Genomic DNA, 11,757 nt, shown 5'->3' on the forward strand with positions numbered 1-11,757 from the left:
GGAGGATGACTTAGGTTGGCGCGTGCGCGGGCTGCCGGCGCACGGTGCTGTACCGGATCGCGCGCCCGCCCACCTCCTGCCGCACCAGCTCGAACTCGGCCTCCTGCGGTGGACGGTTGACGATGAACGAGATCCGCACCGATTCCCAGCCATGGCTGGAGTCGAAGCCGCTGAGGCGGATGTAGCGGTCGCCATACACTCTGCGGCATTCGGCGAGCTCCATCATCACGCCGGCGGCGTCCTGGAGATCGAACATCGGCAGGCCCCACATCTCCCAATAGGTGTTGCGGGGATGCGGATCGTCGGTGAACTCGATGTTCACCGCCCAGCCATTGGTCAGGCAATACTGCACCTGTTTGGTGATCTGGTCGTCGGTCAGATCGGGCAGGAACGAGAAGCAGCCTTGGGTCAGCTTCATGTCAAATCTCCTCAAACGGTTTCGAGCGCGGTCGGCACGAAGTCCGGCGTGTCGGTGGATTCATAATTGAAAGAGACGTCCTTCCAGACCTCGAGCGCAGCTTTCAGCGGCGTGCAGGTCTCGGCCGCCCTGGCCAGGATCTCGGGACCTTCATGGACGTAGTCGCGCCCCTCGTTGCGGGCGAGGATCATCGCCTCCAGCGCCACGCGGTTGGCGATCGCGCCGGCCGCGATGCCCATGGGATGGCCGATCGTGCCGCCGCCGAACTGCAGCACGACGTCCTCACCGAGGAGATCGAGCAGCTGGTGCATCTGCCCGGCATGGATGCCGCCGGAGGCGACCGGCATCATCTTGTTCAGGCTCGCCCATGACTGGTCGAAGAACAGGCCGTGTTCGAGCTTGGTCGGGTTGAAGTCCTCGCGGCAGACATCGTAATAGCCGCGCGTGGTGTTCGGATCGCCTTCGAGCTTGCCAACCACCGTGCCGGCATGGATGTGGTCGACGCCGGCGAGCCGCATCCACTTGGCGATGACGCGGAACGACACGCCGTGGCTCTTCTGCCGTGTGTAGGTCGAGTGACCGGCGCGATGCAGATGCAGGATCATGTCGTTGCGCCGCGCCCATTTCGCCATCGACTGGATCGCGGTGTAGCCGATCACGAGGTCGATCATGACGATGCACGACCCGAGCTCCTTCGCGAACTCGGCACGCTCGTACATGTCCTCCATCGTCCCCGCGGTGATGTTCAGGTAGGTGCCCTTCGCCTCACCGGAGGCCGCCTGTGCGCGGTTCACCGCCTCCATGCAATAGAGGAAGCGGTCGCGCCAGTGCATGAAGGGCTGCGAGTTGATGTTCTCGTCGTCCTTGGTGAAGTCGAGCCCGCCCTTCAGCGCCTCGTAGACGACGCGGCCGTAATTGCGGCCCGAAAGCCCGAGCTTCGGCTTCACGGTCGCGCCGAGCAGCGGCCGGCCGAACTTGTCGAGCCGCTCGCGCTCGACCACGATGCCTGTCGCCGGTCCCTGGAATGTCTTCACATAAGCGACCGGGAAACGCATGTCTTCCAGACGCAAGGCCTTGAGCGGCTTGAAGCCGAACACGTTGCCGATGATCGAGGCCGAGAGGTTGGCGATCGAGCCCGGCTCGAACAGGTCGAGGTCATAGGCGATGTAGGCGAAATACGAGCCCGGCGTGCCCGGCACCGGATCGACGCGGTAGCATTTTGCGCGATACTTCTCGGCGGCGGTCAGGCGATCGGTCCACACCACCGTCCAGGTCGCGGTCGAGGATTCACCGGCGACTGCGGCCGACGCCTCGATCGGGTCGACGCCCTCTTGCGGCGTGACGCGGAACAGCGCGATGACGTCGGTGTCCTTTGGCACATAGTCGGGCTCCCAATAGCCCATGCGCTTGTATTCCATCACGCCCGAACGATATCTTTCCTTGCCGCGGACGGTTCCTGCATGTGCGTTCATGGCTCTCTCCTGCTCTTCTCTCTCTGAATGATTAGGCCGCGACGGGCTCTCGGGCATCGATGCGCGGATCGAGTTCGCCGGCGCGGTAGCGCCGCGCCATCTCGCTCATGGGAACGACCTTGATCCGGCTTGCATGGCCTGCGGTGCCGAACTGCTCGAAGCGCTCGCGGCAGAGCTCGCGCATCGCATCCATCGCGGGCTTGAGGAATTTGCGCGGATCGAACTCTGAGCGGGTTTGCGCGGCGACCTTGCGGAACACCGCGGTCATTGCCAGCCGGCAGTCGGTGTCGATATTCACCTTGCGCACGCCGCTCTTGATGCCGCGGACGATCTCCTCGACCGGCACGCCCCAGGTCTGCGGCATCTCGCCGCCGAACTGGTTGAACATGTCCTGGAGCGGCTGCGGCACCGAGGAAGAGCCGTGCATCACGAGATGCGTGTTCGGCAGCCGGCGATGAATCTCCTCGACCACCCGCATCGCCAGAATGTCGCCATCCGGCTTGCGGCTGAACTTGTAGGCGCCGTGCGAGGTGCCCATCGCGATCGCGAGCGCATCGACCTTGGTGGCGCGGACGAAGTCGACCGCCTGGCCGGGATCGGTCAGCAACTGGTCGTGGCTGACCTTGCCCTCGACGCCGTGGCCATCCTCCTGCTCGCCGCCGCCATGCTCGAGCGAACCGAGCACACCGAGTTCGCCTTCGACGGAGGCGCCGACCCAATGGGCGAGATCGACGACGCGGCTGGTGATCGCGACATTGTAGTCGTAATCGGCCGCAGTCTTGGCATCGGCCTTGAGCGAGCCGTCCATCATCACCGAGGTGAAGCCATGGGCGATCGCGGACGCGCAGGTCGCCTCGTCGTTGCCGTGGTCCTGGTGCATGCAGAGCGGGATGTCCGGATAGGTCCGCTCCAGCGCGTCGATCATGTGCGAGAGCATGAGGTCGCCGGCATAGCTGCGCGCACCGCGCGAGGCCTGGATGATCACGGGCGCATCGACCTCCGCCGCCGCCTGCATGATCGCGATGCCCTGCTCCATGTTGTTGATGTTGAACGCCGGCACCGCGTAGCCGTGACTGGCGGCGTGATCGAGCAGCTGACGAAGGGTGATACGGGCCACGACAAATCCTCCTGTTATTGCTTGCTTGTGCGGGCAATCGCCCGCCGGGCGGCTTCCGCAACGCTTTGCGGCGTGATTCCGAATTCGCGGTAGAGCACCGGGGCCGGCGCCGAAGCACCGAAGCCGCGCATGCCGACGAATTCGCCGTCAGTGCCGATCCAGCGATGCCAATCGCCAGCTACTGCCGCCTCGATGCCCACCCGTGGCACAGTGCCGAGCACGGCAGCGCGGTAGTCCTCCGGCTGCTCCTCGAACAACGCGAAGCAGGGTGCGGAGACCACGGCCGCGCGGATGTGCTCGGTGGCGAGCAGGCGGGCCGCTTCCAGCGCAATAGACACTTCCGAACCCGTTGCGATGAGCGTCACGTCGCGACCGCCGTCCGGCGAAACGATGAGATAGGCGCCCCGTGCGACGCGGTTCCTGCCGCGGACATCGCTGCGGAAGGTCGGCAGCGCCTGACGGGACAGGCACAGCACGGAGGGACGATTTTCGGCTTCGAGCGCGCAATCCCATGCCTCCAGCGTCTCAACCGCGTCGGCCGGACGGAACACAAGCAAGTTCGGAATGACGCGGAGCGCTGCGAGATGCTCGACCGGTTGGTGCGTGGGGCCGTCCTCACCCAGGCCGATGGAGTCATGGGTCATCACATGAATGACGCGGATCCGCATCAAGGCCGCAAGGCGGATTGCCGGCCGGCTGTAATCGGAGAAGGCGAGGAAGGTACCGCCATAGGGAATGAAGCCGCCGTGCAGCGCGAGGCCGTTCATCGCGGCTGCCATGCCATGCTCGCGGATGCCGTAATGGATGTAATCGCCGGCGAACGCGTCGCGCTTGACCGGGGTCTGCGCCTTGGCATGCGTCAGGTTCGAATGCGTCAGGTCCGCCGAGCCACCGACAAATCCGGGAATCGTCCCAGCGATGGCCTCGAGCACCTGTTGCGAAGCCTGCCGCGTCGCGAGCTTCGGACGCTCGGTGGCAAAGCGCTCGCGCAATTTCGCCGAGGCCTGGGCATAGGCGGTCGGCAGGGCAACCGCCCTGCCCTCGACAAACAGATCGCGCTGCTCGGCCGTCGCGCATTCATAGCGATCGAGCCAGGCGAGCCGCTCGACCTGCCCGCGCTGCCCGATCATCCGCCATGCTTTCAGGATCGGGATCGGCACCACGAAGGGCTGATAGTCCCAGCCGAGCGTTCGCCGCGCCGCCGCGGTCTGCTCGGTGCCGAGCGGCGCGCCATGCGCCTTCTCGGTGCCCTGACGATCCGGCGCGCCATAGCCGATGATGGTGCGGCAGGCGATCAGCGACGGCCTTGCGTTCTCGCGCTCTTCGGCGATCGCCTGCGCAACCGCTTCGGGATCGTGCCCGTCGACACGGCGCACCGACCAGCCGGAAGCGGCGAAGCGCGCGAGCTGGTCGTCGGAGGTCGCGAGCGAGGTCGGGCCGTCAATGGATATGCCGTTGTCGTCGAACAGCACGATCAGGCGGGACAATTGCAGATGGCCGGCGAGCGAGATCGCCTCCTGGCTGATGCCTTCCATCAGGCATCCGTCGCCGACGATCACATACGTGAAGTGATCGACGAGGCCGTCGCCATGCCGCGCATTGCCCATCCGCTCGGCAAGTGCCATGCCGACCGCGGTCGCAATCCCCTGCCCCAGCGGACCGGTCGTGGTCTCGACGCCCGGCGTATGGCCATATTCCGGATGGCCCGGCGTCTTCGAGCCCCATTGCCGGAACGCCTTGATGTCATCGAGGCTGACGTCGCCGCCGGTGAGATGGAGCAATGCATAGAGCAGCATCGAGCCATGGCCCGCCGACAGCACGAAGCGATCGCGGTCCGGCCAATTGGGGTGAGCCGAGTCGAATTTCAGAAACCGCGAGAACAGCACGGTCGCGACATCGGCCATCCCCATGGGCAGGCCGGGATGGCCGGATTGCGAGGTCTCGATGGCATCGACCGCGAGGAAGCGGACGGCATTGGCGAGATCGTTGTGCGCGACCGCCGAGAGGTCGGCGTCGGCGTGAACCGAGATGTTCATCGGATACTCCCCTTGTTCACTTCAGGTTTCGCTTGCGCTCGATCAGCTGCATGATCAGCGGCGTCAGGATGAGCTGCATGGCAAGATCGAGCTTCGCGCCGGGACACACGATCGAATTGGCGCGAGACATCCAGCTTTGCGGCAGCATCGAGAGCAGATAGGGGAAGTCGATGCCGCGCGGGTTCTTGAAGCGGATCACGACCATCGATTCGTCCGGCGTCGGGATCCAGCGCGCGATGAACGGATTGGAGGTGTCCACAGTCGGCACGCGCTGGAAGTTGATGTCGGTCTCGGAGAATTGCGGGCAGATGTAGTGGATGTAATCCGGCATCCGCCGCAGAACGGTGTCGGTGACGGCCTCGGTCGAATAGCCTCGCGCACTGCGGTCGCGGTGCAGCTTCTGGATCCATTCGAGATTGATGACGGGCACGACGCCGATCTTGAGGTCGGCATAACGCGCGACATTGACCTTGTCGGTAACGACGGCGCCGTGCAGGCCCTCGTAGAACAGCAGGTCGGAGCTCTCCGGCAGCCGTTTCCATTCGGTGAAGGTGCCGGGTGCGGTGCCATGCAGCGCGGATTCTTCGGCATCGTGGACATAGTGCCGCGTCGTCGCCGTGCCGGTCTCGCCATAGTCGCGGAACGCCCGCTCCAGCTCCTCGAACAGATTGGTCTCGGGGCTGAAATGGCTGAAATGCCTGTTGCCGCGCTCGGCCTCCTTGGCCATCTGCGTGCGCATTTGCGCGCGATCGTAGCGATGGAAGGCATCGCCTTCGATGTAGGCCGCGTTGACCTTCTCGCGGAAGAATATCTGCTCAAAGGTCTTCTTGACCGACGTGGTGCCGGCGCCGGAGGAGCCGGTGATGGAGATGATCGGATACTTCCTGGACATGGAATGCCTCGCTCACAGCCGGAAGAAGCCGCGCCGCGCGAACAGCGGTGCGGAGACGCTGGCGACCAGCAGCGGATCGCAATGCAGTTGCTCGACGCGCTGCACCTCGTTGCTCGAGCCCATGATCAGCGGCACGCGCTGATGCAAGCTCTGCGCTGAGAGTTCGAGGATGCGCTCGCGCCCGGTCGAAGCCGACCCGCCGGCCTGCTCGATGATGTAAGCCATCGGGTGCGCTTCATAGGTGAGGCGCAGGCGGCCGTCGCCATAGCCGGGCCGTGCATCGGAGGGATAGAGGAACACGCCGCCGCGGGTGAGGATGCGATAGGCCTCGGCAACCAGCGATCCGACCCAGCGCATGTTGAAATTGTGGTTGGCCGGCCCTTCCACACCGGCGAGGCATTCATCGACGAAGGCGCGCACCGGCTGTTCCCAATGCCGGCGGTTCGAGGCGTTGATCGCGAACTCCTCGCACGTCTCCGATATCTGCACGGCGCTGCGCGCGAGACGGAAGCAACCGGACTTGCGGTCGAGCGTGAAGATGTCGACGCCGTCGCCGAGCGTCAGCACCAGCGAGGTCTGCGGGCCGTAGGTGACGAACCCCGCCGCGAGCTGCGCCGAGCCGCGCTGATGGAAGGCGAGCGCGAGATCGTCCGGCGCGGGCAGGATCGAGAAAATCGTGCCCACGGTCATGTTGATGTCTATGTTGGAAGAGCCATCGAGCGGATCGATCGCGACGCAGATCTTCGCCGCGCGGTCACCGATCTGCGGTTCGCGCATCTCCTCTGACGCCAGTGCCGCGATCGGCAGCTTGCCGAGACAGCGGCGCAGGATCGCATCCGCCTGCACGTCGAGATTGCGCTGGACGTCGCCGTCGCTGTTGCGGCCGGTGGTCAGGCCCGATGCGTCCGCGAGATCTCCGGTGGTGATCAGATCGGCGATCTCGATGGCGGCCGCCGCGATGGCGTCGACCGCGGCCGCCACGGCCAGCGCATGCGGCGCCGTCTCGGAATACCGTTGAAGGTGGTCGTCCAGCCTGATTTGCCCGGTCATCTGCGTCCATCCCTTTGCTGGTGCCGGATCCAGTTCCCTCCCCGCTGGAGGTCGGTGCGGTCAGTGCCAACAACGATGAGATTGACAGGGGCTGCTTAATAAGGAAAATTTCTATTCATAATGAGTGCCAAAGAATTATCTTATAATGCCCATTCAGCAGCGAAGCTCCGGCATCTGACGATCCGGCAGCTTCGCTCGCTCGCGGCGCTCTCGGCCAAGGGCAGCGTCACGGCAGCCTCGAGCCAGCTCGGCCTGACGCAGCCGGCCGTGACCCAGCAGCTGCGCCAGCTTCAGGATCTCGCCGGACTGCCGCTGGTGCAGCGGACCGGTGACGGCATGCTGCTGACGGAGGCGGGCAAGGAGGTGCTGGCGCTCGCCGAGCGCGTCGAAGCCGCAATCGCCGACTGCCAGGGTTCGCTCGACCTGCTTGCGGGGCGAACCGGCGGCACGGTGCATCTCGGCGCGGTCTCGACCGCGAAATATTTCGTGCCGCACGCGATCGCGGCATTCTCGAAGCGGCATCCGAAGATCGAGATCAAGCTCACCGTCGGCAATCGCGAGGAGATTCGCGGAGCCATGCACGGCTACGACCTCGACTTCGCGGTCATGGGTCGGCCACCGGCCGACGTCAGCGTCGACGTGCGTCAGCTCGGGCGTAATCCGCACATCATCGTCGCGCGCAAGGGGCACTGGCTGGAGAAGGATTCCGGCCTCAACCTGACCGACCTCGTGCACGAGACCTTCCTCACGCGCGAGCCCGGCTCGGGCACGCGGACACTGATGGAAGGCATGTTCCAGAAGTCGGATCTCGAGCCGATCATCGGCATGGAGATGAGCAGCAACGAGACCATCAAGCAGGCGGTGATCGCCGGGCTCGGCATCGCCTTCATCTCGGCCCACACCGTGGCGCACGAGCTCACCGAGGGCCGGCTCATCGTGCTCGACGTCGCGGGCCTGCCGATCGTGCGGCAATGGTACGTGATCCGCCGCAGCGACAAGGTGCTGCTGCCACCCGCCCAGGCAATGTTCGATTTTCTGGGCTCGGAGGGGTCGAACTACCTGCCCGAATTGCCCGAATTCGACGCGCGATAGCCGGCCGACATTCAGCCCATCAGCTTCATCGCGACCGTTGCCGCCAGAATGACGATGATCTGGAGCAGGCGCTCGGTCGTGAAGATGCGGTTGAAGGTGGTCATCACTTGCCCCGGCCGAATTGGGATGTCTCGATCCGGACGTTGCTAGCACACGCGGGCTTCGAGACAACTCCGTAGTCGCCACGTGGTGTCCGTGCACGATCCGACGACCGGGCGTTCGGCGGGCCGGCCCAAGGCCGCGCCCATCGTTAACGATCAGGCCGCGAGCCGGCCGGCATAATCCGCACGCGCGGCGAAATAGGTCTCCAGCTCCGTCAGCGCCCGCGCTTCCCAATCCCTCGCCTGCTCGAGCAGCGACCAGCTCTGGCCCGGGCGGAATGCAGCGGTCTGGCGATAGAGCGATGCGATACCGCGGTAGCGGCGCACGTTCTCCAAGATGGCGTGACCGGTTATTTGGCCGTTCATGTCCGAAAACTCCCTCGTCATTCCCGGGGGAGAAATTGCGGCCAAATCTTTTTCGAAAAGTTAGCGCCGCGCGACAAGGGCGCGAATGGTTTCCGGACTGTTGCCCGCGCGCAACGTGCGCGGCCGCGCAATGCCGATTTATTGCGAATTCGTTGCCGCGCTCTCGCTCCGCGGCTTCAACCCACCGCCGCTGATGATCGCCATCGTCTCGCGGCAGAGATCGGCAAGGCCGATCAGCAGCACGGCGAGCAGGCAGAACAGCTTGATCGAATCGGCATGCGCGCTGGTCAGCGAATTGAACTCGAAGAAGGGCGGAATGAACGCCCACCACACCAGCGGAATGGTGAGCAGCGCGGCGAACGCCGCCGCCGGTGCGCCCGCGACAAAGCCGAGCACGAACAGGCTGGGCAGGAACGCCGCGAAATAGAGTTTTGCGCCGAGCGCGACACAGACGCCCTGGAGCGCAGCCGACGTTACGACAACGACGAATCCAAGCAGAAACGCCTGCCACGACCATGGTCGTACCCGCGGCACGCCAAACAGCCCCGCACGCCTCATCAGCCTCCCCCTGCCGCCCGTTAACCAGGCTCGCTTGCGACCAAAGTACTACAGCGGCAGGGAAACTGCGAGGTGGAAATTGCCGTCCAGGTTTCCTTGCGGACGGCCTTGGTAAACGGGCCGAATCGCACAATTTGGGCCACCCCGGCCCTACTCGGTGGCCGCATAGACGAGGCCTGCGACGGGCAGCGCGAGGCCAATGGCCGATGCGAGCGTCCAGCCGCCTTGCGCAAACGCCCAGGCGCCGACCGCCGAGCCTGCCGCGCCCGCGGTGAAGAACGTCGCCATGTAGAGGCCGTTGAGGCGGCTGCGGTGCTCGTGCCCCAGCGCGAAGATCGCGCGGAAGCCGAGCACGACGTTGCCCTGCACGCCGATGTCGATTGCGATCGCGGCCACGACCAGGCAGGCGAGGTTCAGCACCGATCCGGCCGCGCCGATATGCGTGATCAGGAAGCCCACGGCCGCGAGCAGCAGCGCGACCAGTGTTGCCATGCGGCTATGGCCGCGATCGGCAAGCCGCCCCGCGATCGGGGCCGCGAACACGCCGGCGACACCGGCGAGCGCGAACAGCGCGATGCCGCGCTGGGTGAAGCCGAACTCGCTCGCGAGCAGCAGCGGCGTCACGGTCCAGAACAGGCTGAAGGCGCCGAACAGGCTGGCCTGGTAGAGCGCGCGGCGCCGCAGCAGCGGCGTGGTCCGCACCAGATGCGGCATCGACAGCAGCAATTCGCCATAATGCATGCGCGCGACCGGCTTGCGCTTCGGCAGCGTCATCCAGAGCGCGGCTGCGAGCACGATCATCAGTGCGGCCGAGCAGAAGAACACCGCGTGCCACGACAGCACTGCCGTGACGAAGCTCGACACCGGCCGCGCCAGCATGATGCCGAGCATGAGGCCGGTCGAGACGTTGCCGACGACGCGGCCGCGAATAGCCGCCGGCGCGAGATGCGCCGCATAAGGAATGATGATCTGCACCGCGACCGAGCCGAGCCCGATGAACAGCGCGGCGATCAGGAACGGCAGCGCGTGGGACGCGAAGCCGGCGGCGAGCAGGGCTGCCGCACCGAGCGTGATGACGGAGCAGATCAGGGTACGGTTCTCGACGAGGTCGCCGAGCGGCACGATCAGCAGCAGCCCGGTGCCGTAGCCGATCTGCGTCATGGTGACGATCAGCCCCGCCGCCGCGTGCGACAGGCCGAGCGCGGCGCTGATCGGGGCGATCAGCGGCTGAGCGTAATAGATGTTGGCGGCGACCATGCCGCAGGCCGCGGCAAGCACGAAGGTCAGTCGCTGCGACACCGCATCCGGCTCCGGCGCGGTCTCGATCGTGGCATTCATCGTCATTCACACGGTCCCCAGATATCGGAAACGATCGTTTCCTAATATGACAAACAATTCAGGCGAGCAGCTTCATCGCGACGGCGACCAGGCGCTTGCCGTCGAGCGAAAGGCGCGCCTTGCCGACGACGCGCAGACCCTGCGTGATGCAGATCATCAGACGCGCGGTGTCGTCGGCGGCGACATGGCGGGGAATCGAGCCGTCGGCCTGCCCCTCGCGAATGAGGCCGGCGATGAAGCCTTCGTTGGTCTCGAGCCGCGCGCTGACGAGGGCGGCGACCACCGGATCGACCGCGGACAATTCGACCGCGCTGCCGACCACGAGGCAGCCGCGCCGCCCCTCGTTGCCCTGGGAATGCTCCACATAGGAGAGCAGCATGTTGCGCAGCCGTTCGCGGCCGTTGGCGCCTTGCGCCGCGGCGCTGCGCGTCTGCTCCTGGCGCAGCGCGGCGTAGCGCTCGAAGGCGGCGAGAAACACCGCATGCTTGTCGCGAAACGCCTTGTAGACGCTGCCGGTCGCCAGCCGCATCGCCGCGGTGAGATCGCCGATCGAGGTGGCATGATAACCGCGCTCGCAAAACACGCGGACGGCCCTGTCGAGCGCAGTGTCCATGTCGAACTCCCGGGGACGGCCGGGCGGACGGGCAACTGGCTCGGATTTGCGGGCGGTCTTTTGCATTGCGGGACAATAGGGAATGATTGTTTCCGAATAAAGACACTTGGTTGTGATGGGGGCAGCGGATCAAACTGATGGCCACCAACTCCGGTGTCGTCCTGGCGAAGGCCAGGACCCATTACCCCAGGGAGGGGTTTGGCGAAGACTCGCTCGGTTGGATTGATACCGCCTCAAATCGATCGACCTCGCGGTATGGGTCCTGGCCTTCGCCAGGACGACATTTGAGGTCGTTGCACCTGACTGCCGCGACATCGCCACGGAGCGAGGGCGACATCGCAGAACTCGTAGGATGGGTAGAGCGAAGCGAAACCCATCACCTCTCTTCGCGTAAATGGCCGATGGGTTTCGCTTCGCTCTACCCATCCTACGCTTCCAGACACGCCTTCGCATCCTCGCGGCGCGATCCGCCCGAGCTTTGCTTGGTCACTTCACCCTCTAGTCCAAGAGGGCGCAGGGAAGGCCGGGTGCCGGCTGGCAACCGCGGTCCGCTGCGCGAAAAGCACACGCAGAAAAACCGCACAGCAGCATACAGGTGTAGCCAATCACTCGGCCTTCCCTGCGCAGTGGTTGGACGGCTTATGCCGTGCTCTCCCGGGAGCCGAGTTCCTTTTGGCCTCCCTCGTCCCAACGAAATTCGCCGA

11 protein-coding genes are annotated in these 11,757 nt (G+C 65.2%); 1 reads left to right on the forward strand and 10 read right to left on the reverse strand.

The genetic code is table 11. The features are described 5' to 3' along the window. Window positions 1-10: 10 nt before the first annotated feature. Genes JQ591_RS17450 through JQ591_RS17475 form a run of 6 tightly spaced genes read right to left on the reverse strand, consistent with a single transcriptional unit; the run spans window position 11 to window position 6,985 of the window. Entirely contained in the window at window positions 11-418 is a 408-nt protein-coding gene (locus JQ591_RS17450; RefSeq protein WP_211397241.1) for a ribulose bisphosphate carboxylase small subunit, read from the reverse strand. Window positions 419-429: 11 nt separating this feature from the next. Then, a complete protein-coding gene (locus JQ591_RS17455) occupies window positions 430-1,890 on the reverse strand; it encodes a form I ribulose bisphosphate carboxylase large subunit (RefSeq protein WP_027516500.1) in 1,461 nt (486 codons plus the stop codon). Window positions 1,891-1,921: 31 nt separating this feature from the next. Next, window positions 1,922-3,007, reverse strand: coding sequence for a class II fructose-bisphosphate aldolase (gene fba, locus JQ591_RS17460; RefSeq protein ID WP_211397242.1), 1,086 nt, complete (start codon window positions 3,005-3,007; stop codon window positions 1,922-1,924). Between the two features lie 14 nt (window positions 3,008-3,021). Then, the gene (gene tkt / locus JQ591_RS17465) at window positions 3,022-5,043 is read right to left on the reverse strand and encodes a transketolase (RefSeq protein ID WP_211397243.1); all 2,022 of its coding nucleotides are present in this window, start codon (window positions 5,041-5,043) and stop codon (window positions 3,022-3,024) included. A gap of 16 nt (window positions 5,044-5,059) precedes the next feature. Further along, on the reverse strand, window positions 5,060-5,935 hold the full coding sequence (locus JQ591_RS17470) for a phosphoribulokinase (protein ID WP_211397244.1): 876 nt from the start codon (window positions 5,933-5,935) through the stop codon (window positions 5,060-5,062). A 12-nt stretch (window positions 5,936-5,947) separates the two neighbouring features. Then, the gene (locus JQ591_RS17475) at window positions 5,948-6,985 is read right to left on the reverse strand and encodes a class 1 fructose-bisphosphatase (RefSeq protein ID WP_211397245.1); all 1,038 of its coding nucleotides are present in this window, start codon (window positions 6,983-6,985) and stop codon (window positions 5,948-5,950) included. A 120-nt stretch (window positions 6,986-7,105) separates the two neighbouring features. Here JQ591_RS17475 and JQ591_RS17480 point away from each other — a divergent pair, with 120 nt between their 5' ends. Beyond that, window positions 7,106-8,077 carry a LysR family transcriptional regulator gene (locus JQ591_RS17480; RefSeq protein ID WP_211397246.1) on the forward strand — a complete coding sequence of 324 codons (972 nt, stop codon included), beginning with the start codon at window positions 7,106-7,108 and terminating at the stop codon, window positions 8,075-8,077. Between the two features lie 257 nt (window positions 8,078-8,334). On the opposite strand, the gene JQ591_RS17485 is transcribed toward JQ591_RS17480, so the two are convergent. From JQ591_RS17485 to JQ591_RS17500, 4 genes are all read right to left on the reverse strand, one after another. Further along, the gene (locus tag JQ591_RS17485) at window positions 8,335-8,544 is read right to left on the reverse strand and encodes a hypothetical protein (protein ID WP_211397247.1); all 210 of its coding nucleotides are present in this window, start codon (window positions 8,542-8,544) and stop codon (window positions 8,335-8,337) included. Window positions 8,545-8,682: 138 nt separating this feature from the next. Then, entirely contained in the window at window positions 8,683-9,102 is a 420-nt protein-coding gene (locus JQ591_RS17490) for a DUF4118 domain-containing protein (protein WP_211397248.1), read from the reverse strand. A 150-nt stretch (window positions 9,103-9,252) separates the two neighbouring features. Continuing rightward, window positions 9,253-10,446 carry an MFS transporter gene (locus tag JQ591_RS17495; RefSeq protein ID WP_211397249.1) on the reverse strand — a complete coding sequence of 398 codons (1,194 nt, stop codon included), beginning with the start codon at window positions 10,444-10,446 and terminating at the stop codon, window positions 9,253-9,255. A 52-nt stretch (window positions 10,447-10,498) separates the two neighbouring features. After that, complete coding sequence (locus JQ591_RS17500) at window positions 10,499-11,119, reverse strand: TetR/AcrR family transcriptional regulator (protein WP_211397250.1); 621 nt, start codon at window positions 11,117-11,119, stop codon at window positions 10,499-10,501. Between the last annotated feature and the right edge of the window lie 638 nt (window positions 11,120-11,757).

The sequence above is a fragment of the Bradyrhizobium canariense genome, from assembly GCF_018130465.1.
In the GTDB taxonomy this organism is placed as follows: Bacteria; Pseudomonadota; Alphaproteobacteria; order Rhizobiales; family Xanthobacteraceae; genus Bradyrhizobium; species Bradyrhizobium canariense_C.